General features: G+C 69.7%; 21 protein-coding genes and 3 pseudogenes. 8 read left to right on the top strand and 16 right to left on the bottom strand.

Features of this window, described 5'->3' with window-relative positions:
* From ACZ6CL_RS30355 to ACZ6CL_RS30345, 3 genes and pseudogenes are all read right to left on the bottom strand, one after another.
* Positions 1-115, bottom strand: a pseudogene (locus tag ACZ6CL_RS30355) (IS481 family transposase); the annotation flags it as partial.
* A 137-nt stretch (positions 116-252) separates the two neighbouring features.
* Positions 253-1175, bottom strand: a pseudogene (locus tag ACZ6CL_RS30350) (IS5 family transposase).
* A 38-nt stretch (positions 1176-1213) separates the two neighbouring features.
* Positions 1214-2011, bottom strand: coding sequence for an SDR family NAD(P)-dependent oxidoreductase (locus ACZ6CL_RS30345; protein ID WP_468941309.1), 798 nt, complete (start codon positions 2009-2011; stop codon positions 1214-1216).
* 109 nt (positions 2012-2120) lie between these two features.
* Here ACZ6CL_RS30345 and ACZ6CL_RS30340 point away from each other — a divergent pair, with 109 nt between their 5' ends.
* The 6 genes and pseudogenes from ACZ6CL_RS30340 (at position 2121) to ACZ6CL_RS30315 (ending at position 6286) form a co-directional block, all read left to right on the top strand.
* Positions 2121-2723 (top strand): TetR/AcrR family transcriptional regulator, encoded by a 603-nt coding sequence (locus tag ACZ6CL_RS30340; protein ID WP_468941306.1) that lies wholly within the window; start codon positions 2121-2123, stop codon positions 2721-2723.
* 90 nt (positions 2724-2813) lie between these two features.
* On the top strand, positions 2814-3236 hold the full coding sequence (locus ACZ6CL_RS30335) for a hypothetical protein (RefSeq protein WP_468941304.1): 423 nt from the start codon (positions 2814-2816) through the stop codon (positions 3234-3236).
* Complete coding sequence (locus ACZ6CL_RS30330; RefSeq protein ID WP_468941301.1) at positions 3229-4227, top strand: LacI family DNA-binding transcriptional regulator; 999 nt, start codon at positions 3229-3231, stop codon at positions 4225-4227. The genes ACZ6CL_RS30335 and ACZ6CL_RS30330 overlap by 8 nt, the downstream gene beginning before the upstream one ends.
* Positions 4224-4616, top strand: a pseudogene (locus ACZ6CL_RS30325) (VOC family protein); the annotation flags it as partial. The gene ACZ6CL_RS30330 and the pseudogene ACZ6CL_RS30325, both read left to right, overlap by 4 nt.
* Before the next feature lie 145 nt (positions 4617-4761).
* The gene (locus ACZ6CL_RS30320) at positions 4762-5673 is read left to right on the top strand and encodes a sugar phosphate isomerase/epimerase family protein (RefSeq protein ID WP_468941298.1); all 912 of its coding nucleotides are present in this window, start codon (positions 4762-4764) and stop codon (positions 5671-5673) included.
* Between the two features lie 103 nt (positions 5674-5776).
* On the top strand, positions 5777-6286 hold the full coding sequence (locus ACZ6CL_RS30315) for a Gfo/Idh/MocA family protein (protein WP_468941295.1): 510 nt from the start codon (positions 5777-5779) through the stop codon (positions 6284-6286).
* Here the strand turns inward: ACZ6CL_RS30315 and ACZ6CL_RS30310 are convergent.
* From ACZ6CL_RS30310 to ACZ6CL_RS30260, 11 genes are all read right to left on the bottom strand, one after another.
* Positions 6210-6704 (bottom strand): Hsp20/alpha crystallin family protein, encoded by a 495-nt coding sequence (locus ACZ6CL_RS30310; protein WP_468941292.1) that lies wholly within the window; start codon positions 6702-6704, stop codon positions 6210-6212. The genes ACZ6CL_RS30315 and ACZ6CL_RS30310 overlap by 77 nt on opposite strands.
* Entirely contained in the window at positions 6701-8530 is a 1830-nt protein-coding gene (locus tag ACZ6CL_RS30305) for an FAD-dependent oxidoreductase (RefSeq protein WP_468941289.1), read from the bottom strand. The genes ACZ6CL_RS30310 and ACZ6CL_RS30305 overlap by 4 nt, the downstream gene beginning before the upstream one ends.
* Positions 8530-8793 (bottom strand): UBP-type zinc finger domain-containing protein, encoded by a 264-nt coding sequence (locus tag ACZ6CL_RS30300; RefSeq protein ID WP_468941287.1) that lies wholly within the window; start codon positions 8791-8793, stop codon positions 8530-8532. The genes ACZ6CL_RS30305 and ACZ6CL_RS30300 overlap by 1 nt, the downstream gene beginning before the upstream one ends.
* A gap of 5 nt (positions 8794-8798) precedes the next feature.
* Positions 8799-9263, bottom strand: coding sequence for a thioredoxin (gene trxA / locus ACZ6CL_RS30295; protein ID WP_468941284.1), 465 nt, complete (start codon positions 9261-9263; stop codon positions 8799-8801).
* A gap of 6 nt (positions 9264-9269) precedes the next feature.
* Positions 9270-11933: an ATP-dependent chaperone ClpB gene (gene clpB, locus ACZ6CL_RS30290; RefSeq protein WP_468941282.1), complete on the bottom strand. Its 2664-nt coding sequence runs from the start codon at positions 11931-11933 to the stop codon at positions 9270-9272.
* Positions 11924-12292: a chaperone modulator CbpM gene (locus ACZ6CL_RS30285; protein ID WP_468941279.1), complete on the bottom strand. Its 369-nt coding sequence runs from the start codon at positions 12290-12292 to the stop codon at positions 11924-11926. Before ACZ6CL_RS30285 ends, clpB begins: the two co-directional genes overlap by 10 nt.
* Positions 12289-13257, bottom strand: a complete 969-nt coding sequence (locus tag ACZ6CL_RS30280) for a DnaJ C-terminal domain-containing protein (RefSeq protein WP_468941277.1) — start codon at positions 13255-13257, stop codon at positions 12289-12291. The genes ACZ6CL_RS30285 and ACZ6CL_RS30280 overlap by 4 nt, the downstream gene beginning before the upstream one ends.
* A gap of 6 nt (positions 13258-13263) precedes the next feature.
* Positions 13264-13857 (bottom strand): nucleotide exchange factor GrpE, encoded by a 594-nt coding sequence (locus ACZ6CL_RS30275; RefSeq protein ID WP_468941275.1) that lies wholly within the window; start codon positions 13855-13857, stop codon positions 13264-13266.
* A 10-nt stretch (positions 13858-13867) separates the two neighbouring features.
* Entirely contained in the window at positions 13868-15784 is a 1917-nt protein-coding gene (dnaK, locus tag ACZ6CL_RS30270; RefSeq protein ID WP_468941272.1) for a molecular chaperone DnaK, read from the bottom strand.
* 557 nt (positions 15785-16341) lie between these two features.
* Positions 16342-18738 (bottom strand): SpoIIE family protein phosphatase, encoded by a 2397-nt coding sequence (locus ACZ6CL_RS30265; protein WP_468941269.1) that lies wholly within the window; start codon positions 18736-18738, stop codon positions 16342-16344.
* Between the two features lie 4 nt (positions 18739-18742).
* A complete protein-coding gene (locus ACZ6CL_RS30260; RefSeq protein WP_468941266.1) occupies positions 18743-19945 on the bottom strand; it encodes a PP2C family protein-serine/threonine phosphatase in 1203 nt (400 codons plus the stop codon).
* 1191 nt (positions 19946-21136) lie between these two features.
* On the opposite strand from ACZ6CL_RS30260, the gene ACZ6CL_RS30255 reads away from it, so the two are divergent.
* On the top strand, positions 21137-21844 hold the full coding sequence (locus tag ACZ6CL_RS30255; RefSeq protein WP_468941263.1) for a tyrosine-type recombinase/integrase: 708 nt from the start codon (positions 21137-21139) through the stop codon (positions 21842-21844).
* A gap of 106 nt (positions 21845-21950) precedes the next feature.
* On the top strand, positions 21951-22640 hold the full coding sequence (locus ACZ6CL_RS30250) for a GntR family transcriptional regulator (protein ID WP_468941260.1): 690 nt from the start codon (positions 21951-21953) through the stop codon (positions 22638-22640).
* 308 nt (positions 22641-22948) lie between these two features.
* Here the strand turns inward: ACZ6CL_RS30250 and ACZ6CL_RS30245 are convergent, their stop codons facing one another.
* Both ACZ6CL_RS30245 and ACZ6CL_RS30240 read right to left on the bottom strand, forming a co-directional pair.
* The gene (locus ACZ6CL_RS30245) at positions 22949-23083 is read right to left on the bottom strand and encodes a hypothetical protein (protein WP_468941257.1); all 135 of its coding nucleotides are present in this window, start codon (positions 23081-23083) and stop codon (positions 22949-22951) included.
* A gap of 134 nt (positions 23084-23217) precedes the next feature.
* Entirely contained in the window at positions 23218-23985 is a 768-nt protein-coding gene (locus tag ACZ6CL_RS30240; RefSeq protein ID WP_468941255.1) for an SDR family NAD(P)-dependent oxidoreductase, read from the bottom strand.
* Positions 23986-23999 lie beyond the last annotated feature (14 nt).

Here is a 23999-nt window from a genome sequence, read left to right as displayed (position 1 = left end):
TGTGGCTGACCTGGAACCGTTCGGCAGCCCGGCGCAGCGGCCATCCGTCCTCGATGACACACCGGGCCAGACGCAGCCTGCCGGTCGGAGTCAGCCGGGCATTACGGTGGATCAACGAGGGCCTCCTGGTGCCGGTACAGATGTCGCAATCCACACCGAAACCGGAGGCCCTCGCCTCGTTCAAGCACCCCTCACGGCGCGTCGCGTGTCACCAACGTGCCGGGACAGCACATCTAGAGCCTGTCTCTGCGATCACGACCGGAGCCAGATCAGGAGTGCGGCGGCGGTGACCGTGCCGAGGTAGACGTATCCGCGCTTGTCGTAGCGGGTGGCGACGGCTCTGAACTGCTTCAGTTTGTTGATCGCTCGTTCGACGGTGTTGCGTTGCTTGTATCTCTCCTTGTCGAAGTTGGGAGCTCGTCCGCCGCGTGAACCTCGGCGCAAGCGGTTGGCTTGCTGGTCCTTCTTCTCCGGGATCGCGTGTGGGGTGCCGCGTCTGCGCAGGCAGGCGCGGGTGTTGCGGTTGCTGGACGCCTTGTCCGCTCCGACACTGTCCGGGGTGCGGCGCGGACGGCCGGGGACGCTTCGCGGGACACGGATCTTCTCCATCACCGGCTCGAACTGAGTGCAGTCCGCCCGCTGCCCAGGCGTGACGACGAGCGACAGTGGGCGGCACTTGCCCTCCGCGCTCAGGTGCAGTTTGCAGGTCAGTCCGCCACGGGACCGGCCGAGGCTCTCGCCTGCCGCACCGCCTTTCCCCGCAGGAGCCGCAGGTTTACGTTCACTGGCACGTGAACCGGTTCTCCTGGGGCTCCCCTTTGAAGCGGCGTGCGGGTTCTTCGGGGCTCCGGTGGCGTGCTGGTGGGCACGCACGATGGTGGAGTCGACCTTGATGTTCCAGTCGATGCCGCCCGCGGCGTCGGCGAGGGCCTGGATGTGCTGGAGGAGCATCTCCCAGGTGCCGTCGGCCGACCACAGCAGGTGCCGCTTGTGGATGGTCTTCCACGGGCCGAAGCGTTCGGGCAGCTCACGCCACTGTGCCCCGGTGCTGAGCCGGTGATCCCGTTGGTCACCTGCTGGTGGTCCCGCCACCGGCCGCACCGGTTGTTGCTCTTCGGCAGCAGCGGCTCCAGCACCGCCCACTCCTCGTCGGTCAGATCCCCCCTGCTGAGCATGACCACAACAGCGACCTATCTGATCGAAAAGCCAGTTTCTAGCGGGCGGCGGTCATGGATCCCATGAGCAGGACCGCGCGGCGTCTGGTGACTGCCCGGCCCAGGCTCGCCATCATGCGGTTGAGCCGGCCGGAGATGACGCTCGGTGGTGGCGTGCGACGGTCGAGCGTCCGCAGTGCCGTCGTCACGACCTCCTGGGGGGACTGGCGTTTGGTGGCGCCGTCCGCGGAGTCCGTGCCGATGACGTCGAAGAACTCGGTGCTGGTCGCGCCGGGGGACAGGGCGAGCACGCGCAGCCCGGTGTCGATTGACTCCTGCCACAAGGCTTCGGTGAAGCTCAGCACGAACGCCTTGGCTGCCGCGTAGACGGCCATGTTCGGAGTGGGAAAGTACGCGGCCATGCTCGCGACATTGATCAGCACCCCGGTGCCGGAGGTCCGCAGCGGCTCGATGAACGCCCGGCTGATGTCGACCACGCCTGCGACGTCGACGGAGATCTCCTCCCGCAGGCGCTGCGGGTCCTCGGTGTGGAACGGGCCGAAGGTGCCGAAGCCTGCGTTGTTCACGACGCTCGTCACGGTCAGATCGCGCCGTGCCACCTCCTCAGCGAGGGTCTGGCCTGCCGCAGGCTGGCTGAGGTCGAGAGGGATGGCCGTGGCTTGGACGCCGTGAGCCGCGGTGAGTTCGGCGGCCAGTTTGTCGAGCCGTTCCCGGCGCCGGGCGACGAGGATGACGTGTGAGCCACGCGCGGCGATCTGGCGGGCGAACTCTGCTCCGATGCCGGCGCTGGCACCGGTGATGAGGGTGGTCTGGCCGCGGTAGTCGACGGCGTTCATGGGCTACTCCCGGGAGACGGCGGTTGCACTCAGTATGTGGCACTGTAGGCCTATCTTGTCACTCAGTGCCAAATAGGTACCGGGTGCACAACGCGGTAGGCTGGGGGTCATGAACGATCGCGAAGGCGGCCCGTCCGGGCTACGGCAGCGCACCCGGCGGGCAGTGCAGGCCGAGATCGCCGCCACCGCGATGGGGCTCTTCCTCGAGCACGGCTTCGAAGCCACCACCATGGAACAGATCGCCGGCGAGATCGGCATCTCGCGGCGCTCGCTGTTTCGCTACTTCGGCACGAAGGAAGACATCGTGCTCGGCGACCACGCCGAAAACGGCCGGACGCTGCGGGCCGCGCTGGAAGCCCGTCCGGCAGACGAGCCCCCGTGGGAAGCACTCCGGGCGGCCCTCAAGGCGCTCGTCGAGTCTCTTCCCTATACACCGGAGGACTTCCTCAAGATCACCGGCATGCTCCACGCGTCGCCCTCTCTCCGGGGGCGTCAGCTGGAGAAACGTCAGCAGTGGACGGAGCTACTGCTGCCGGACATCGCCAGACGACTGGGCGCCACGGCGGACACCATGAACGAATTGCGGGCCCGCGCGCTCGTCGCCTGCGCCCTGGCGTGCTCCGAAGCCGCAACGGAAACCTGGGTCCGCAGCAACGGCACGGTCGACATGGAGCTGGCCTTCGATGAGGCGGTTGCCGCGGTACGCGCATAGGACGCCGCAGTTGTCAGCCACCGAGGGCCAGTGCCGCCGCGCCGCACCCTGGATAGAGGCTGAGTCGACAAGGTACAGCGGGCCCGGCGCGTGGAACTGGTGGCGGCCAATCTCTCCGCAAGCCTGCACCGCGAGGCCGTCGAGGACCATGCCACGCTGGTGCTCGCGGGCGACGACGGCAGTGAGGCCATCATCGAGGTCGGCTATGCCTTCCCGTCGAGTCCCGCCAAGCGGTACTGCTCCTACACCAGCGCCGGCGACGGGGGATACGTCGACGTGGGTACCTCCGGCGACGTCTCCTTCACGCGCGCGTCGGACGGTGTCACCGTGTCGAACTCCATCGACGTGGACAGCGACCCGCTGTACGACGTGTTCGTCCGACAGGTGGCCGACGCCTGGGCGGACGGCTTTCCCGGGCTGCCTACCTTGGCCGACCTTGCCGACACAATGAGCCTCATCTGGGCCGCGTACAGGCGGTCCCCCATTGCGTCCCTGGAGGTCAGCCATGGCTGAGGTGAGCATCGACGACGTCGCCGCCCGAGCGGGCGTGCATCGCTCCACGGTTTCCCGCGCCTTCTCCCGGCCGGAAGCCGTGAATGCCGCGACCCGGAAACATGTCCTGGAGGTGGCGGAGAGTCTCGGGTACCGGGTAAACCCGCTGGCGCAAGCCCTGCGCCGTCGTGCGAGCAAGCTTGTCCCGCTGATCGTCCCGGACATCACCAACCCCTTCTACGGTGAGCTGGCGAGGACCATGGCGGCAGCGGCGGCCGGCCGGGGTTACCAGTTGGTGTTGTGCGTGACCGGCGGCGAGGTGGCCCAGACCAACGCGTATCTGACATCCCTGCAGGAGATGTACGCGCCCTTCGGGATCGTCGCGCCGTCGACCACCGTGGACCTCGACGAGTTGCAGAACGTCGCGCTCGGCAGCAAGGTCGTCGTCGTCGACCGCGTCAAACAGGCACAGGTGCCGACCGTGACGGTGGACAGCGCCGAGGGCATCGCACTCGCCGTCGACCATCTGCGCGGCCTGGGGCACCGGCGCATCGCCTACGTGTCCGGCATCTCCGGGGCGTACACATCCAGGGACCGCCTGGCCGCCTACGAGGGGCTGGCCGCGGAGCTGGACATGCCGGCGATGATCCTGGACGGGGGCACCGGGCCCGATGTGGGGGAGCGGGCCGCCGAGCGCCTCGTGCACATGACACGCGAGGAGCGCCCGACAGCGGTCATCGCGGCCAATGACATGGTCGCCTTCGCCCTCATCTCCGCTCTTGGTGTGCGAGGTGTGTCCGTCCCGGACGAGGTGTCGGTGATGGGCTTCGACGGCCTGGAGTTCGGCGCCCGGTTCAACCCGCGACTGACCACCGTCCGCCAGCCCATCGCCGACATGGGAGTGATCGCCATCGACCTCGCCGAGAAACTCCTCAAGGACGGAGAGACGGGACATGTCGTCCTCGCCCCCGATCTGCTGATCCGTGAGTCGACCGCGGAGGTGCCCCGATGAGCCTGCCCGCAGGGTTTCAACACGTCGACCATGTCGCCTTCACGGTGCCCGACCTCGGCGAAGCGGTCGCCTTCTTCGCCAACGCCCTGGGCGCCGAGGAGCTCTACCGCTCGACGCGCGGGCCCGACGCCCACTTCATGCCCGAACATTTCGAGGTCCCGGCCGACGCGCGCCTGGAACTCGCCATGTTGCGCATGCCGCCCAACCTCAACGTGGAGCTGTTCCAGTGGTGGAGCACGGACCAGCGGCGCGACTACCCGCGCCACTGCGATCCCGGCGGCCACCACCTGTGCTTCAGCGTGGCGGACGTCGACGCGGCCGTCGAGCATCTCCGGTCGCACGGCGCCAGCGTTCTGGGCGCAACCAAGGAGGTCGGCCCCGACAGCCCCCTCGTCGCGGGCAACCGGTGGACCTATCTCCGGGCGCCCTGGGGCCTGTTGATCGAACTGGTCGACCGGTCCCGCGTCCACCACCCGCCACCGTTGGTCGGTCCCGCCGACTGGGCCGACCCTCCCGAACTGGAAAGGACGTGTAGTGCGGATCATTGGCCACACCCTCGGCACGCCGGAACAGACCCTCCCCGAGGCGCTGGAGCTCTTCGCCGCCGCCGGTCTGGAGGGAGCGGAGGTCATTTACCAGAACGACTACCGCAGCGGACTGCCGGTCGGGGACGACGCGGCAGCGGCCGAGGCGGCCCGCGTGGCGGACGATCTCGGCGTACCGGTGGTGGGGCTCGCTCCGTACACCACGGGGCTCAACCATGAGGACCCGGCGCAGCGCCGGGCCGCCCTCGACGAGCTGCGGGCGACGGTGGAGTGCGCTCATCGCGTGGGAGCGACCCGGATCCGCGTGTACGCGGGTTCCTGGGGAGCCGATCGAACCGACCACGCCGGACACTGGGAGCGCCTACGCGCGAGCCTTTCGGAGCTGGCGCCGCTCGCCGCCGACGCCGGAGTGCGCCTGTGCGTGGAGAACCACTTCGGAACCATGACGCAGTCGGCCAAGGAGACCGCTCGGCTGATACGTGAGGTGGACTCGCCTGCCGTTCGCGTGCTCTACGACCAGGCGAACCTCACCTTCACGCACGACGAGGCATGGCCGGAGGCGCTGCGGGAGCAGGGCGACCTGATCGGGCACGTCCACGTGAAGGACCTCGTCTTCACCGACCCGGACGCCCCCTTCGTCGCTTCCGGGACGGCCCGGGTGAAGGCGGACGAGCGGGCCGTGCGCTCGCGCGTCGTCGGCGACGGCATCGTGCCCTGGTCCGACATCCTTCGGGCGGTCAAGCAGCACGGATACGACGACGTCCTCAGCCTCGAGTACGAATACCGCTGGCACCCGCAGGATCTCCCGGCTCCGGCTGAGGGCTTCGCCCGGGCCGCCCGCGTGCTGCGTTCACTCCTCGACGAGGCCGCCGGCCTCACGCCCGCGGAGGTGTCCCGATGAGCCGGACCCCGCTGCGCGTCGGTGTAGTCGGCGCCGGGAACATCGCGCACATCGCGCAGTTGCCCACCCTGGTGCGCGGGACGACGTCGACCTCGACGTCCTGGTGTCCCGGCGCGAGGACCCCTCCGAACTGGTCCGTCGATGGGGATTCTCCACCGCGGTCCCGACGATCGAGCAGGCCCTCGAACGTGACCTGGACGCCCTGTTCGTCCTGACCCCGAGGTCGGAGCATTTCGCCGGTGTGAGCCGCGCGTTGGAGGCGAGCGTCGACGTCTTCTGCGAAAAACCCCTCGCGACCGCGACCAGCGACGCGGAGCGGCTCGCCGACCTCGCCGACGAGCGCGACCGCGTGCTGATGGTGGGGTTCAACCGCAGGTTCGCGCCGTCCTACGTCGCCGCGCGTGACGAGTTCGGGGACGCCGGCGCCGCCTTCTGTATCGCGCAGAAGAAACGTCGCGGCAGTGAGTACCGCGCGACCTTCGAGAACGCCATCCACATGGTGGACCTGCTGCGCTGGTTGCCGGATCCCGGCGGTCTCAGCCGCCTTGGCGTTCGCTGCTCTCGGTTATCTCGATGTGACGGGGCTTGGCGGTCGCCGCCTTGGGGACGGTGACCGTGAGCACGCCGCTGGACATGCTCGCCGTGACGCCTTCGGTGTTCACTTCGCTCGGAAGCAGCAACCGGTACTCGAAGCGACCGGTACGGCGACTGCTGTGCCGCATGATGCCTTTGCGCTCCCGTTCCTTGATCTCCCCCGTTACGGCCAGCTCCTGACCATTGATCTCGATGTCGACGTCCTCGCGGTCCACGCCGGGAAGCTCGAGTTCCAGGTGATAGGCGTCGTCGGCTTCGGTCAGATCGGCGGACGGCGTCCACGCCGCCACGGCGGGAGCCGCGCTTCCGACCGTGGATTCGAGCAGACCGCCCATCTGGTTGATGAGGTCGTCGAGTTCCAGAAGTGGATTGCGCGCCCATCCCCTGGGACGCTCCGCCGTTCCTTGGCCTCGCTGTCGGCGAACCGGCATATTCATCGTCCATCCCTCCGGTCGTGTCGGTTGGTGGGTAGCGGATCTGTTGCGTGACCATCGCCCGGTTCGGCGAACCGGCCGGACGGAGCTTGTGTGTCATCGGGGTGGCGCGCGACGTCGACGGTGGTGTGACCGAGGTGCTCATGGACCTGATGGATGGCCATCGCCCCTTCACCGGCGGCGGAGGCCACCCGCTTGACCGAGCCGCTGCGCACGTCGCCCGCGGCGAAGACCCCGGGCAGGCTGGTCTCCAGCCCCAGACAGGCACGGCCCTGGCCCTCCCAGACCGTGCCACTCGCGCGGGCCTGCGCCGGGGCGCCGGTGAACACGAAGCCACGGTCGTCCAAGGCGACCACGTCGCCGAGCCACGCCGTGCGGGGCTGGGTGCCGATGAAGACGAACATCGCGCGTACAACCAGCTTGCGGCGCTCCCCCGTGCGGTTGTTCTCCACCACGATCGCCCGCAGGACATCGTCGCCCTCCACCTCGCGCACCTCGCTGTTCAGCAGCACATGCACCCGTGGATGGCGCTCGATCTGGTCGACGAGGTAACGGGACATCTTGGCGCCGAGGTCCGGGCCCCGGACCAGTAGATGGACGCGCGGGACGCGCTGCGCGAGGAAGAGGACGGCCTGGCCCGCGGAATTACCTCCGCCGACCACCGCGACGGGATCCGCCCTGCACTGCTGCGCCTCGTACACGGTCGCCGCATAGTAGACGCTCGCCCCCTCCACCCGTTCGATGCCGGGCACTTCGAGCCTGCGGTACCGAGCGCCCATTGCCAGCACGACGGTATGGCTCACCACATCGATGCCGTCGGCGAAGGTGACGCGGTAGTAGCCGTCGTCCTCGGGCTTGAGCGAAGTCGCTTCCGCGGGAACCCACACCTGGGCCCCGAACTTGCGCGCCTGGAGCTCGCCCCGTTCGGCGAGGTCGGAACCGGAGATCCCGGCCGGAAAGCCGAAGTAGTTCTCGATGAGGGACGACGTGCTCGCCTGGCCGCCCGTGGCGATCGCGTCCAGGAGGGCCGTGGTCAATCCCTCGGACGCGCCATAGACGGCGGCCGCCAGCCCGGCGGGTCCGGAGCCGATGATGATCAGATCGCTGCGGGTCTCCTCGGCGGACGGAGGGGAGAGACCGATGAGCCGCGCCAGTTCGGCGTTGCTGGGGTTGCGCAGCACCCGCTGATCGCGCCAGATGACGATCGGTGTCTCCTCCGGGGGGATGGAGAAGCGGCGCAGCAAAGCCTCGGCCTCCTCGTCCGATTCCAGATCGATCCAGCGGTGCGGCAGCCGGTTGCGGGCCGCGAACTCGCGCAGCCGCCGGGTGTCGGGTGAGTAGCGCGAGCCGATGATGCGGAAGCCCGCGCCGGCGCCGACGAGCAGCGCGCGGCGGCCCAGATAGGCACGGAGGATGAGGTCGCCGAGGATCGGATCGCGGGCGACCAGCACCCGCAGCCAGTCGATCGGAAGGGACAGCACTTCTCCGGGATCACGGGCCCGGGCGGTGTAGAAGGCCACCTGTCCCTGGAGGAGCCCCAGCTCGCCGAGGAAGCGCCCCGGCCCGTGCACCCTCAGGACCCGCTCCTCGGGGGTGCCGTGGGCCGCTACGATCTCGATGGAGCCGCTGAGGATGACCAGGAACTCCGCACACCGCTCCCCCTCCCGGACCAGCACCTGGCCCGGCTCGGTCCAAAAGCGCTCCCCGTGTTCGGCGAGGAACGCGATCTGGGCTTGCGACAGCCGGGGGTAGGCGCCGTACAGGTCCGGGGTCTCGAACGCCACCGCCTCGTCGGGAGCGGCGTCGCGGGGCCGGTCATCGCCTGCCATCACGCCGGCGCCTCGTGGGCGTAGCACCAGCGCCAGCTCTCACCCGGCTCCATGGGCTCCACGATGGGATGCTGCTCGGCGTAGGCGTGGGCGCGCGCGTGTTTGAGTGGTGAGGAGTCGCAGCAACCGACGTGGCCGCAGGTCAGGCAGAGCCGCAGATGCACCCATGTGGACCCCAGCCGCAGGCACTCCTCGCACCCCTCGGGGCTGCGCGGGGAGACCGGGCGCACCATGGACAGGTGCGGGTCGGGTTCGATGGCCATGGACGTCACCCTCTCTTGCTGTCCTGCCGGCCCGCCATCACCTGCTCGACCCACGAGCGCAGGGTGCCCGCCGGGGCGACACCCGCGCGGCGGGCGACCGGCTCCCCCTTGTCCAGGATGAGCAGGGTCGGCACGGCCTGCACCTCGAACCGCTGGGCGAGGTGCGGATTGCTGTCGATGTCGACCTTGACGAGTTTGACCTTGCCCGCCAGCTCCGTGGCGACCCGCTCAAGTGCGGGGCTGACCATCCGGCAGGGCCCGCACCACGTCGCCCACAGATCCACGACGACGAGGGGCGTCGCGTTCTCGGCGACCTCGGCGAAGTCGTTCTCGTCCGCGTTCACGATCCACGGCAGCGGCGACTTGCAGTTGCCGCACCGGGGGGCGCCCTCGGCCGCCGCGGGGATCTTGTTCACGCGTCCGCAGGTGGGGCACTTGAGGGTCCGGGCTTTCATCGTCGGGTTTGGCATGGCCGGTCACGCTGCCTCTCCGACTTCCTGCCGGGCTCGTTCCTCGGCGTGCTCGCCCGACGGCTGTTCGTAGGTGACCACCAGTTCGCCGTGCTGGGCGTCGACCTTGACGGTGGTGCCCTCCTGGACGTCGCCCTTCAGCAGGGCACGTCCGATGAGGGTCTCGACCTCGTGGGAGATGAAGCGGCGTAGCGGCCGGGCGCCGTAGACCGGGTCGTAGCCCTCGTGGGCGATGACCTTCCGGGCTTCCGGGGTGAGTTCGACGGCGATCAGGCGCTCGGCCAGCCGCTTGCGCAACTCGTCGAACTGCAGCTCCACGATCCGCTCGATCTGGGGCTCGCCGAGCGGCTTGAACAGCACGATGTCATCGATCCGGTTGAGGAACTCGGGGCGGAAGTGCCCGCGCAGCTCGCTCATCACCAGGCCCCGGGCGTCCGGCTTGAGCTCGCCCTCGGAGGTGACGCCGTCCAGCAGGTGCACGGAGCCGATGTTGGAGGTCATGATGATGACGGTGTTGCGGAAGTCCACCACGCGCCCCTGGGCGTCGGTGATCCTGCCGTCGTCGAGGACCTGCAGCAGGGTGTTGAAGACGTCGGTGTGCGCCTTCTCGATCTCGTCCAGGAGCACGACCGAGTACGGTTTGCGCCGCACCGCCTCGGTGAGCTGACCGCCTTCCTCGTAGCCGACGTATCCCGGTGGGGCACCGACCAGCCGGCTGACGGTGTGCCGCTCCTGGTACTCGCTCATATCGAGGCGGACCATGTTCTCCTCGGTGTCGAAGAGGGCCGCGGCCAGCGCCTTGGCCAGCTCGGTCTTTCCGACGCCGGTCGGGCCGAGGAAGAGGAACGAGCCGATCGGCCGGCGCGGGTCCCGGATGCCGGAGCGGGCGCGGATGATGGCGTCGGAGACGGCCTTGACCGCCTCGTCCTGTCCGATGACGCGCTCCTGCAGGATCTTGTCCAGGCGCAGCAGCTTCTCCCGTTCGCCCTCCTTGAGGCGGGAGACCGGGATTCCGGTCCAGGCGGACACGATGTCGCTGATCTCGTCCTCGGTGACGACCTCGCGCAGCAGCCGGTGCTCACCCTGCTTGGCGGCCAGTTGCTCCTCCTCGGCGGCCAGCTTGCGCTCCAGCTCCTGGAGCTTGCCGTAGCGCAGTTCGGCGGCGCGGTTGAGGTCGTAGTTGCGTTCGGCCTCCTCGGCCTCGCGGCGCACCTCCTCCAGTTCCCTGCGCAGCTCCTGCACCCGGCGGATGGACTGCCGCTCGGCCTCCCACTGGGCGCGCTTGGCATCGGCCTCGGCCCGCAGGTCAGCGAGTTCCTTGCGCAGTTCCTCCAGCCGCTGCCGGCTGGCCGGGTCGGTCTCCTTGGAGAGCGCGGCCTCCTCGATCTCCAGCCGGGTGACCCGGCGGGTGATCTCGTCCAGCTCGGCGGGCATGGAGTCGATCTCGGTACGCAGCCGGGCACAGGCCTCGTCGACCAGGTCGATTGCCTTGTCGGGCAGGAACCGGTCGCTGATGTAGCGGTGGCTCATGGTGGAGGCGGCGACCAGGGCGGTGTCCTGGATCTTGACGCCGTGGAAGACCTCCAGCCGCTCGCGCAGGCCCCGCAGGATGGAGATGGTGTCCTCCACGCCGGGCTCGTCCACCATCACCGTCTGGAAGCGGCGCTCCAGCGCGGCGTCCTTCTCGATGTGCTTGCGGTACTCGTCGAGGGTGGTCGCGCCGATCATGTGCAGCTCGCCGCGGGCCAGCATCGGCTTGAGCATGTTCCCCGCGTCCATGGCGCCCTCGGCCGCCCCGGCGCCGACCACGGTGTGCAGCTCGTCGATGAAGAGCAGGATCCTGCCCTGGGCGGCCTTGACCTCGGCCAGTACGGCCTTGAGCCGTTCCTCGAACTCGCCGCGGTACTTGGCGCCGGCGACCAGGGAGCCCATGTCGAGGGCGAACACGGTCTTGTCGCGCAGCCCTTCGGGCACATCACCGCGTACGATGCGCTGCGCCAGGCCCTCGACGATGGCGGTCTTGCCGACGCCGGGGTCGCCGATGAGCACCGGGTTGTTCTTCGACTTGCGGCTGAGGATCTGGGTCACCCGGCGGATCTCGGCGTCCCGGCCGATGACCGGGTCCAGCTTGCCGGAGCGGGCCTCCAGGACCAGGTCGCGGCCGTACTTCTCCAGCGCCTCGTACGCCACTTCCGGGTTGGCGGAGGTGACCCGCTGGCTGCCACGGACCTGCGTGAGGGCGTGGAGGAACGCGTCCTTGGTGATGCCGTGCTCCTTGAGCACGCGTCCGGCCGCGGTGCCGGCCCCCTCGTCAGTGAACGCGAGGACGAGGTGTTCGACCGAAACGTACTCGTCCTTGAGCCGCTTGGCCTCCTGCTCGGCGGTGTCCAGCAACTGGGACAGGCGCTGGGTGATGAAGACCTGTCCGGGGGCGGCACCGGGGCCGGTGACCTTGGGCTTGCGTGCCAGCTCGGCCTCCAGCATCGAGCGCATCGCCTCGGGATCGGCGCCCACCTGGGTGACCAGTCGCGGGATCAGGCCCTCCGGCTGGTCGAGGAGTGCGAACAGCAGGTGCTCGCCGTCGACTTCGGTGTGCCCGAACCGCATCGCAGTGGTCTGGGCGTTCTGGAGGGCTTCCTGGGACTTCTCGGTGAGACGGTTCATGTCCATGGCGGTTGATCACTCCTCGCGCCGCTGCGGCGCAGTGCGTCTTCGAGCCGGTCAATGCGGTCGAGCAGATCGAGTACCAGACCGATGGAGGCGTAGTTCAGGCACATTCCGGCGTGCAGGCGCTCGATGCGGCCCAGCACCGCCGGGGCGGAAGGAGCGAACACCAGTCGCCCCGCGTGATCACGCTCGGCGTCGACGAGGCCGAGGGCGACGAACCTCGCCACCAGGTCGGGATGGAGCCCCGTGCGACGGGCCACGGTTTCCAAGGAAAGCCTGCGGGCGGGCACCAGGTCGTAGTGGATGGACGGGACGGGCGCGTACCTCGTGTCCGTCCGCGTCGTGGTCGCGTGCGTGCTCATCGCTCACTCCTGGGATCGAAGGAGGAGGTGGCGGCGAGCGCTTCGAACAGCTCCCGCTCGCGGTGGGTGAGTTCGGGCGGCACCATGATGCGGATCTCGGCGTAGAGGTGGCCGCTCGGACCGCCGGGGTTGGGCATGCCCTCGCCGCGCAGTCGCAGCTTGCGGCCGCTGGAGGTGCCGGGGGGAACCGTCACCTTGGCAGTGCCGCCGGGGGTGGGCACGGGGACGGTCGCGCCGAGCGCGGCCTCCCAGGGAGCCACCGGGAGGTGGACATGGACGTTACGGCCGTCCAGCCGGAACCGCGGGTGCGGCTGGATCCGTACCCGCAGATACAGGTCGCCCGCCGGGGCGTCGCCAGTGCCGTGGCCGCCCTGTCCGGCCAGCCGGATGCGCTGGCCGTCCACGACGCCGGGCGGGACATCGGCCTCGAAGGTGCGCCGGCCCGTGGGTCCGGCCAGGGTGACGGTGCGGCGGCCGCCGCGGTACGCGTCCTCGACGGTGAGCGGCAGTTCGGCCTCCTGGTCGGCGCCGGGGATGTCCACGCGGCCTCCGCCCCGGCCCCCCGTGCCGCCGCCGAAGAAGGAGCCGAACAGGTCCTCGAAGTCGACTCCGCCGCCCCCGACGTCGTCGCCGAAGCCACGGACGAACCGGACCCGGTCCCCGTCCCCCGAGGTCGTCCAGCCACGGAATCCGCCGCCTCCGCCGCCGACACCGGCCCCGACCCGCTCCTCCCAGTCCTCGGGAATCTTGCGGTAGTCCTCGCCGAACCGGTCATAGCGGGCACGGGCCTTCGGGTCGGAGAGCGCGGCGTACGCCTCGTTGAGCTCCTTGAAGCGCTCCTCGGCCCGGGGGTCCTTGTTCACATCCGGGTGGTATTTGCGGGCCAGCTTGCGGAACGCCTGCTGGATCTCGTCCTGGCTCGCGCCCCGGGAAACCCCGAGTACGTCGTAGAAGTCCCGTGCCATGGCCGGTCACTCCCGTTTGGCGACGGCGACGGCTACCGGCCTCAGCTGTTTGTCGGCCTTCCCGTAGCCGGGGCGCAGCACCTGGACCACCGTCCCCGGTTCCGCGTCGGCGTCCTCGATCACGCCCACCACCTCGTGCCGGGCCGGGTCGAACGGCACGCCGGTCTCGGCCTCCCGCTCGTAGCCGAGCCGGGCGAGGGTGTCCACGGCCTGGTCGCGCACGGCCTTGATGCCCTCCACGATCGCGTCGGGGTCGGATCCGGCGTGGGAGAGGGCGAGTTCGAGGTTGTCGATGACGGGCAGCAGCGCCGAGGCGGTGCGGGCCCGCTCGGTGGCCCGCTCCCGCTCCAGCTCCCTGGTGTGGCGCTTGCGCAGATTGTCCAGATCGGCCAGGGCCCGCTTCCACTTGTCCTCGAGCTCCGCCAGGGCCGCCTCGTGCTCGGCCCGTTCGCCGGTGGGCGGGGCGGGCCCCCCGGCCGCGTCCGGGCCGGGCTCCTGGGGCGGCTGCGCCTGCTCCCGCTCGGGAGTGGGCAGATCCTGCCCGGGCTCCGGTGCGGCGCCCTCCGGCACCGGTTCGCGCTCCTGGGGTTGGCTGGACACGTTCGCCGCCTCAGCCCTTGTCGAACTCGGCGTCGATCACGTCTTCGTCGACGCCCTCACCGGCTTGCCCCGGCCCGGCGCCCCGCGGTCCGCCGGCCTCGCCGCCTGCCGCGCCCGCGCCCGCGGCGGCCTCCGCGCCGTGGGCCTGCAGCCCGGCGTAGACCTGCTGGAGCTCGGAGATCCGCGGCCTGACCTCGTTCACGCCGGCCTCGTCCTTGACGGCCTGGCGGGCCTCGGTCACCAGCATCTCGGCACGCGACTTCTCGTGCGAGGGCGCGGCGTCACCCAGTTCCTGCAACCGCTTCTCGACCTGGTAGGCGACGGCGTCCAGTTCGTTGCGCGCGTCCACGGCCTCGCGCAGCGCCTGGTCCTCGCCGCGGTTGCGCTCGGCTTCCTGGACCATGCGCTCGACCTCGCCGCGGTCGAGGTTTCCGGTCTCGCTGATCAGGACGGACTGCTCCTTGCCGGTGTCCCGGTCGCGGGCGGTGACGTTGAGGATGCCGTTGGCGTCGATGTCGAAGGTGACCTCGACCTGCGGTTCGCCACGCGACGCCGGGCGGATACCGGTCAGCTGGAAACGGCCGAGCACCCGGTTGTCGGCGGCCCGCTCGCGCTCGCCCTGGAGGATCACGATGTCGACGGCCTGCTGGTTGTCCTCGGCCGTGGAGAAGGTCTCGGTGCGGCGCACCGGAATGGTGGTGTTCCGGTCGATGATCTTCGTCATCACGCCACCGCGGGTCTCGACGCCCAGTGAGAGCGGGGTGACGTCCAGCAGCAGCACATCCTTGACCTCACCCTTGAGCACCCCGGCCTGGATCGCGGCGCCCAACGCCACGACCTCGTCGGGGTTCACGCTCATATTGGGCTCCTTGCCGCCGGTCAGCCGGCGCACCAGCGTCTGGACGGCCGGCATCCGGGTGGAGCCACCGACGAGGATGACCTCGTCGATATCGTTCTCGCTGACCTTGGCGTCCCCCATGGCCTGCTGGACCGGGCCGAGGCAGCGCTCCACCAGGTCGGAGGTGATCTGCTCGAACGTGGACCGCATGATCGTTTCGGTCAGGTGCTTGGGCCCGGAGGCATCGGCGGTGATGAACGGCAGATTGGCCTGCGTCTGGGTCACCGAGCTCAGCTCCACCTTGGCCTTCTCCGCCGCCTCGAAGAGCCGCTGCAGCGCCTGCGGGTCCTGGCGCAGATCGATACCGGTGTCCTGCTGGAACTTGTCGGCAAGATAGTCGACCAGGCGGCGGTCGAGGTCGTCGCCGCCGAGATGGCTGTCGCCCGCAGTGGAGCGCACCTCCACCACGCCGTCCCCGACGTCCAGGACGGACACGTCGAAGGTGCCGCCGCCGAGGTCGAAGACGAGCACCGTCTCGTGCTCCTTCTTGTCCATGCCGTAGGCGAGGGCCGCCGCGGTCGGCTCGTTGATGATCCGCAGCACCTCCAGACCCGCGATCTCACCGGCGTCCTTGGTGGCGCTGCGCTGGGCGTCGTTGAAGTACGCGGGCACCGTGATGACCGCCTCGGTCACCCGCTCGCCCATCTGCTTCCCGGCGTCGTCGGCGAGCTTGCGCAGCACCAGGGCGCTGATCTCCTCCGGCGAGTGCAGCTTGTCGCGCACCTTGAAGCGCGCGAGGCCGTGCTCGCCCTCGACGACGTCATAGGCGACCGCCTTGGCCTCGTCCGACACCTCGTCGAACTTTCGGCCGATGAAGCGCTTGGCCGAGTAGATGGTTCCCTTGGGGTTGAGGATCGCCTGGCGCCGGGCCAGCTGACCTACCAGCCGCTCACCGGTGTCGGTGAACGCCACGACGGACGGGGTGGTGCGGCTGCCTTCGGCATTGGGGACGACCGAGGCTTCACCGCCTTCCCACGCGGCGATGACCGAGTTGGTCGTGCCCAGGTCGATACCGACTGCCTTGGCCATGGCAACTCCTTCCGAGGCGGCCACGATCTTCGCCCCGGTGTCCGGTCGGGCGACGGGGCAGGACTTACGGGATCTACGCCGCAAGAGTGGCAAAGCGGGGCAATGAACGCCTGCGCCTGTGGGGCCAAATTCCGGTGCCGCCAGTCCGCCACCGAGGACAGGTACGAACGGGCGCGATCCGGGCGACCCACACCCGGGCAGACCGACCCGCCGCCTCCCAGGCTGGCCCGGGCAGGGATGACCGTCCCGCGCGGCCGGGACGCGCCCCGGCATCGTGGGCCTCAGGAAACCAGGACGGCGGCGCGCGATGAACGACAGCACCACATACATGCCGACCTTGAGCGTTGACCGCCGAGCCGACCGACCACGACGTTCCGTGGTCGTTCGTATACAGCCGCTTTCATGACCGCTCCTCGTCTCACCACCACACGCATGCGCCTACTGCCGTCATCCGGCCCAAGGCCGCGAGTGACGGCGGATGGACGGTGGCGCGACCGTCATGTCCGTGCGGCCGCGGTGCGCTGGCGGCGGGTTGAGGCGGAGCCCCCGGCCCCCGCTCAGTCGTCGGAGAGATCCTGCTCGGCCCAGATGGTCTTGCCATGGACCTCCAGGCGAGTGCCCCAGCGCTGGGCGAGTTGGGCCACCAGGAAGAGGCCGCGGCCACCCTCGTCGAGCGCGCGGGCCCGGCGCAGATGCGGTGCCGTGCTGCTGGCGTCGCGGACCTCGCAAATGAGCGCGCGGTCGCGGATCAGGCGCAGCCGGATGGGAGGGTGACCGTAGTGGATCGCATTGGTGACCAGTTCGCTGACGACCAGCTCGGTGGTGAAGACCAGCTTCTCCAGTCCCCAGTCCATCAGTTGGGCGGTGACCTCCCGCCGGATCCGGGAGACGACGGCGGGTTCCGGAGGGATCTCCCAGGTGGCGACCCGGTCGGGGCCTAGGGCCCGGGTGCGGGCGAGGAGCAGGGCGACGTCGTCTTCGGGGCGGGCGGGGAGCAGAGTCCGCAGGACGGTGTCACCGAGGGCGTCCAGGGACGGGCCCGGCTGGGCCAGGGCCTCGCACAACGCCCCCAGTCCCTCGTCGATCGCGCGGTCGCGGCCGTGGACCAGACCGTCGGTGTAGAGGGCGAGGACACTGCCCTCGGACAGTTCGGTCTCGACCGCCTCGAAGGGCAGGGTGCCGAGGCCGAGGGGCGGGCCGTTGGGGACGTCGAGGATGTCGGCGGTGCTGTCCGGGGTGACCACGATGGGCGGGGGGTGGCCGGCGCTGGCGAGCGTGCAGTGGCGGGAGACCGGGTCGTAGACCGCGTACAGGCAGGTGGCGCCGGTGGCGCCGGGGGGTTCGGGGGATTCGGGATCGTCCTCGGCCGCCAGCCGGGTCACGAGATCGTCGAGGTGGGTGATCAGCTCGCCGGGCGGCAGATCGATATCGGCCAGGGTGCGGATGGCGCTGCGCAGCCGCCCCATGCTGGCGGACGCCTGGACGCCGCGGCCCACGGTATCGCCGACCACCAAGGCGGCGCGAGCGCCAGAGAGCGGGATCACGTCGAACCAGTCGCCGCCCACGCCGGCCCAGGGTTCCGAGGGCAGATAGCGCGAGGTGACCTCCATCGCGGCCAGGTCGGGCAGGCGCCGCGGCAGCAGATTGCGCCGCAGAGCCCTGGCCGTCATGCGCTCGCGCTTGTAGCGGCGTGCGTTGTCCACGCATACGGCCGCTCGGGCTGTGATCTCCTCGGCAAGCAGCAGGTCGTCCTCGTCGAAGGGCACGGGCGTCCGGTGGCGCGCGAAGAACACCACGCCAAGGGTGACACCGCGGGCGCGCATAGGCACCACCAGCTCCGAGTGGATCCCGTACTCCCGGATCCGGGCGGCCCGTACCGGGTCGAGGGCGTCCCACCGGACCATGAGCTCGTCGGTCACCTGGTAGAGGATGGCCCGGCCCTCGGCCAGGCATTCGCCCGACGGTGAGGACTCCGGGTGGGTGTCCACTTCGCCCACGTCGACCACGGCCTCCGGGGTTCCGGGGAGGACGGAGCGATGGGCGGCGCGGCACATGGTGATGGGACCGGACAGCGGGCCCGAGGGGGGTTCCTCACCCCGGTCGAGAAAGGTGAGCAGGTCTACGCCGACGAAATCGGCGACCCGGGGGACGGCCACGTCGGCCAGTTCATGGGCGACATGCGCGATGTCCAGGGTGGAGCTGATGCGCTTCCCCGCCTCGTTCAGCAGCAGCAACCGCTCCTGGGCCTGGTGCCGACGGGTCGTGTCGTACGCGGCGAAACACACGCCGTACACGCGGCCCGTCCGGTCCTTGAGCGGCGCGAGCGAGATCGTCCAGGCGTGCTCGCGGCTCTCCCCCGGCACCCGCAGATAAGCCTCCAGGACCTGCCGTTCTCCGCTTTCCAGCACGCGACGCATGCCCTCCTCGATCTTCTCGCTCTCCGGGTGCGACAGGAGCTCGACCAGGCGCATACCGCGCATCCGATCCTCGGTGAGGGTGGCCGCCGCCTCCATTTCGGCGTTCGCCCGCACCAGCCGCAGGTCCATGTCGAAGACCGCGAGCACGCACGGGGCCTGGGCGAACACCCCCACAGCCGCGTCGGCCTCGGGCGAACGCGGTTCCCGCGCGACGGCGGACACCAGGAGCCACCCGGTGGCACCGCCGTCCGCCACCACGCGGTGCGCCAGTGCCCCCGCCTCCACGCGATGGCCGTCACGGTGGCACAGCGCCACCCGTCCGCTCCACCTCGACCGGCCGGCCAGGCAGCGCCCGACCGCCTCGGCGGCGGTCTCCCCGGCCCACAGCTCGGTCACCGCTCGCCCCACGATCTCCTCGGGCCGGTAGCCGAGCAGCTGCTGAGCGCCCTCGCTCCACCCGGTCACGACGCCGCGCGAATCCATCGTGGCCGTGGCCAGGTACACCGTGTCGAGAGCCTCGTTCACCACGGATGACATCGTCTTACGGTCCCGGCGGTCGCCATTCGATCATCAGAATCGTGGCGTCGTCGCTGAGTTCGTCGCGCCGGTGGTCGAGGATGGCATGAATAAGCAGGCGGAGCACCTCCGTGGCGTTCTGCCCGGCGGCCGTCGACCGGATGATGTAGTCGGTGAAGCGGTCCAGGCCGAATTGTTCGCCTCCCTCGTTGCGCGATTCCACGACACCGTCGGTGTACAACAGAATCCGGTCACCGGGTTCCAGGGCCGCCTCGTGTATCTGCCGGGGACTGGCGGCCAGGCCGGCGGGCATCCCCAGCGGAGGCTCGGAAGGCCGCTCCAGTTCCTTCTCCAGCAGCCGGTGGCGGCGGATGAGCAAAGGGGACGGGTGGCCGCAGTTGGACCAGCGCAGCACCCCCGTGGGCATGTGCAACTGGGTGAAGATGCCGGTGCAGAACTGATCTGGGAGCCAGGTCGACAGCGCCGAGTCCACGGCACCGACGAGCGAGGCCAGGTCGGCGCCCGTGCGCCGGGCATTGCGTGACCCCGCCATTGCCACGGAGGTGGCGAGGCCGGACGCCAGATCGTGGCCCATGGCGTCGAGGATCGTGGCGTGCAGCACGTCCTCGGTGAACGAATGGTCGAAGGCATCGCCTCCCAGCTCGTACGCGGGCTCCAGGACCGCGGTGGAGATCACCCGGCCGGTGCCGATCGAACGTGGTGGCAGAAAGGCCCGCACCATCTCCGTGGACAGCTGCATGGGCCGGGTCCGGGTGCGCTGCGCGAACGTGTCGATGTAGGTGCGCTTGGAGGTGATCACCAAGCCGAGGAGCGAGGCCAGCGCCCGCGAGCGCCACAGCCGCAGCCCGTCCAGGGACTCCATCCGCAGTCGCAGGACTCCCAGCCGCTCGGCCCCGTTGGCCAGCGGCAGCCATACGACCAGCCCGCCCGAACCGTCCTCCTCCACCCGCAGGGAGTCCGTGCGGTACGCCCATCCTGCGAGGGAGGCGTCTACCGGGAGTTCCGTCTCGTCCTCGGCCAGCGGCAGCAGCAGCCTCTGCTGGAGATCGATCAGATGGACGACGGCACGGCCCAGGCCCATGGCCCCGGCATAGCGGTTCAGGACCTCCGGGAACTCCGCAGGGGAGGCTTGCTGGGTGGCGCTGACCAGCTCCTCGAGCAGCTGTTCGGCGGCCCCGGCCGAGGTCGACACATCCGCGTCCACCATACGAGCAACTGTACGGCGGGCTCTCTTCCGACGTCGTCCGCGGCCACCGTCCCGGCCGCCCCGCGGGGCGGCCCAGCCGTCCTCCGTCGGCGGCCGGGGCGCACCCTCGCGCTCCGCACGGGCCACCTGTCTCTCCGCCTCATCCAGCTGAGCACGCCGCTCCTGCCGGGCCGACTCGACGTCTCGCCCCCGAAACCCCCGAGCAGGCCGACAGCAAAGGCGAGGCCGGCGCCGGCGCCGCAGCATGACCCCGAGCCCCGGCAACTGACGTACCAGTTGAGCCACACCGTGGACACCCCGTCCACTCCGTACGGTCCATCGGACACCGATCGTCCCACCTGGGTACCAGAACTCCCGCTACCTCGGCACCCTGCACGCCCAGCCCAACATCGACGGCCAGCGGCAGGTCCAACCCGAGCGCGAAGCCCACATCCTCCTCGGCGACGCCGTGCGCGCACTGTGCCGCCCTGTATCCTGGCCCGGCGCCCGACGACCGCGACGCGTACGCCGGTAGGCTCCTCAGCGCCCCCGGCTACTCGTTCTCAACGTACAGACGACCGACCTCGCCGTGGGACTCGGCCTGAACCGTCGGCGTCGGGTCGGGCCCCGAGCCCGGAGTGAATGCCTGCTCGGGGCCCTGCTCACTGCCGCCGGGGGCGTACGAGCAGCGTGCCTCCACGCTTCATGACTGCCGCCCACGGTGACAGCGACTGGCTGTGGGTGAGCGGCATGCTCACCTCCTCGGCGGGGTGAACCTTCCGATCCCGTCGTGCGGTGGGGCTCTCCTTCGGACACCCCGCGCGACGGGGTCTGCGAGCTGTCCTTGGCGGCGAGGAGCCTGGCCAGGTGACAGTGCAGTGTCGTCACCAGTGGGGCCCAGAAGGCAGCCGCTTCACGGGCGAGCAGTTGTGCCGTCAGCGGACCGACCACGAGAACTCTGGCGTCAAGCCGAGGAGGCAGCGTGCCTTGCCCGACAGCACTGGCAGCGCTGCCGCGGCTGGCGAGCATCGGATCACGCCGACGCGAGGTCACCGACCGCGCCCTTGAGCACGCGGACAGGGTCTGACACTCATGAGTCGCTTGGCACTCTATTTATGAGGCAACACAACCTTCGGCCATCGGAACACCGACGACCGCTGCTCCGCACTTGTCGCCCGACCAAGGGATCGCCGCAGGTCAAGAAGGCTACAGATGCCGTTGTGGTCGCATGCGGTCGCAGAATCGCCCGGGCCGTGCGCGACAATGGGCGTAGCGGTTCAATGTGCAACTTTTGGAAGCGATCACCATGCGCTCCGCCACCGCGCCCGGGAGAAGTGCTCCTCGGCGACACAGGGACTTCGGGGCTACTTCGTCTTCCACCGCCCCGACGGCAGGCCGCTCCACCCGCAATACGCACTCAACCGCTTCCACCTACTGTGCCGAGACGCCCACGTCCCCCGCACGACACTTCACGACCTCCGCCACCTCGCGGCCACCATCTCGATCATCGCCGGCGTCCCGCTGACCGTGGTCTCGAAAACCCTGCGGCATTCGACCCCGTCCACCACTGCGAACATCTACAGCCACCTCACCGCGCAAGCAGCACGCGAAGCCGTTGACGCCATCGACAAAACCCTCACCCAGGCCGCCCGGCCGACCACTCCCCCACAGCCAATACCGGCACCGCGACCACCCTGCGACCACATCCCGAAACGGCACAACCAGGTGACCATCATCAGGCGGCCCAAAGGAGCCACGAGTTGCAGCAGCCCGGCCCCGAAACGCTCGGGCGCATGCGACCACCTTGCGACCACAAGCCGACAAAACGTCAGGAAGGTCGTTCCCTCACTTCGAGGAAACGGCCTCCGACCTGCGAAAACGCTGGTCGGGACGACAGGATTTGAACCTGCGACCCCTTGACCCCCAGCGCGAAGCTTCGCGCCGATACCGCTCCCTGCCGACCGTCAACAGATGACACCATTTCCGGCTACTATGATCACGCGAGGACTTGAAGGAGGGTTAAGCCGTGTCTGGTCAGGCGCTTGCCAGTCTCACCCGCTCGACGACCCTCCGGGAGCGTGCGCTCGTGGCGCTGCGGACGGCCATCACCACCGGCCAGTACAAGCCCGGCGACCACCTCGGAGAAGTAGAGATCGCCGAGCACCTGTCGGTGAGCCGCGGCACGGTACGCGAAGCCCTGCGCCACCTCCAGCAGGAAGGCCTCGTCACCGCGGGAGCACGTGGCATGTTGCGCGTGTCCCGGCTGACCTCGACCGAGGTCCGGGAACTCTTCCAGGTCCGGGAAGCGCTGGAAGGACTCGCGGTGGCACAGATCATCGCGTCACCGCGCAGGCAGGACGCGGCCGAGGCCCTGCGCAAGGCCCTGGAAATACTCAAGGAGGCCTTCGCGTCAGGCGCGGATCTGGCCTCGAAGGTCGAGGCCGATCTCGGCTTCCACCTCCTGTTGTGCGAGCTTTCCGGTAACTCGGTACTCCTCAAGACCTGGCGGCAGCTCGAGGGGCCGATGCGCGTGGTGATCATGAGCGCCGCCAGTGAACGCCGCGACGTGGCCATGTCCGCAACAGCCCACGAGCCCATCGCCGACGCGATCGCCCGCGGAGACGCCGCGGCGGCCCGGGAGATCCTGCACACGCACATGGCCTCGGCGATCGAGCAGCTGGGCATCGAACGCGAAGGCACTCGCGAGACCGCCTGACCACCACGACCTGAGGTGCCGTGTTCACGCCGGGGCGCACTCAGCCAGGTCAGGGCGAGGGGCGGGAGTCGGGTCGGCCCGCTCCGGGCATCGGCCAATACGGAGACAACATCTTTCCGGGCTGCGCGCATGGACGCCTCCATTGGTGCGGCGGAAGGCTCGACAGCCCTTTGATCACCCGACCGAGCAGGCCCGCCCGCTGTTCCGTGGAGGGGCCTGCGGGGACGGCGATCCCACGTGGAGTGCGGACGAGCGCCGCCGGGTCTTGCTCGGCCTCGGAGGCGATGACACCGAGCATGCCCTGGAACTCAGGCAGCGGCAGCGCGGCGAACACTCTTCGTCTTCCCGTGCAGGTGGTCGGTGCCCTTGCCGATGCGGGCGCGGCGCGCGATTTCGTCGACGGTGAGCCGCTGCGGATCCTGCTGGGCAGTGACCTGGGCCATCGCTCAGGACCGCCACCAGGGGACCACGGGCCCCGGGCGAGAATGGCGCGGAGCGCTTCCGCCGGAGAGGTCCTGGGTCCGCTCGCCCCCGGGCTCGGGTCCCAGAGGTGAGCGAACGGCCCCGAAGTCTCCTCTCAGTGCAGGTGGGATCCGCCGTTGACGTCGTAGGTGACGCCAGTGAGGTAGCCGGATTCGGGCCGGGACAGGAAGGCGATGACGTCGGCCACGTCGTCGACGCTGCCGGTACGGCGCACGGGGATGTCCGCGATCATGGCTGCCTTGCGGTCCTCGTCCAGCTTGCCCTGGGTGATGTCGGTGTCGATCAGACCGGGGGCGACAGAGTTGACGGTGACCCCGGTGGGCCCGAGTTCGCGGGCAAGCGCCTTGGCGAAGCCGAGCAGGGCGGCCTTGGCGGCCGAGTAGGCCACTCCCCCGAAGACGCCGCCGCCGCGCTCGGCCGAGACAGAGGAAAGGAAGACGATGCGGCCGAACCCACGCTCGGCCATACCCGCGGCCACCCGGTGGGTGACCAGGTAGCTGCCGCGGACGTTCACCTCGAAGATCTTGTCCCACTCGGTGGGCGTGACATCGAGGAAACGGGTCGGCGAGGTGATGCCCGCGTTGTTGACGAGGGCACCGATCGGCGGGAGTACCGCCTCGGTCTGCGTGATCGCCGCTTCCACCGCGTCGGCGTCGGTGATGTCCGCCACCAGGCCCAACGCCTGTACGCCGTGCCGGGCGGCGGCCTCCCGGGCGGTGTCCTCGGCGGCCTCCTTGTCCAGGTCGAGGACGGCGATGTGGTAGCCGGCGGCGGCCAGCGCGTGCGCGGTGGCGCGTCCGATGCCGCGACGTGAGCCCGCCCCGGTGACGACGGCGGTGCGGGGGGTGTGATCGCTGGCCATGCGGTGCTCCTGAG

The sequence above is a fragment of the Streptomyces sp. NPDC041200 genome (assembly GCF_055591805.1).
The sequence above is the reverse complement of the archived record's forward strand: the minus strand, read 5'-3'. Positions and strand labels throughout refer to the sequence as shown.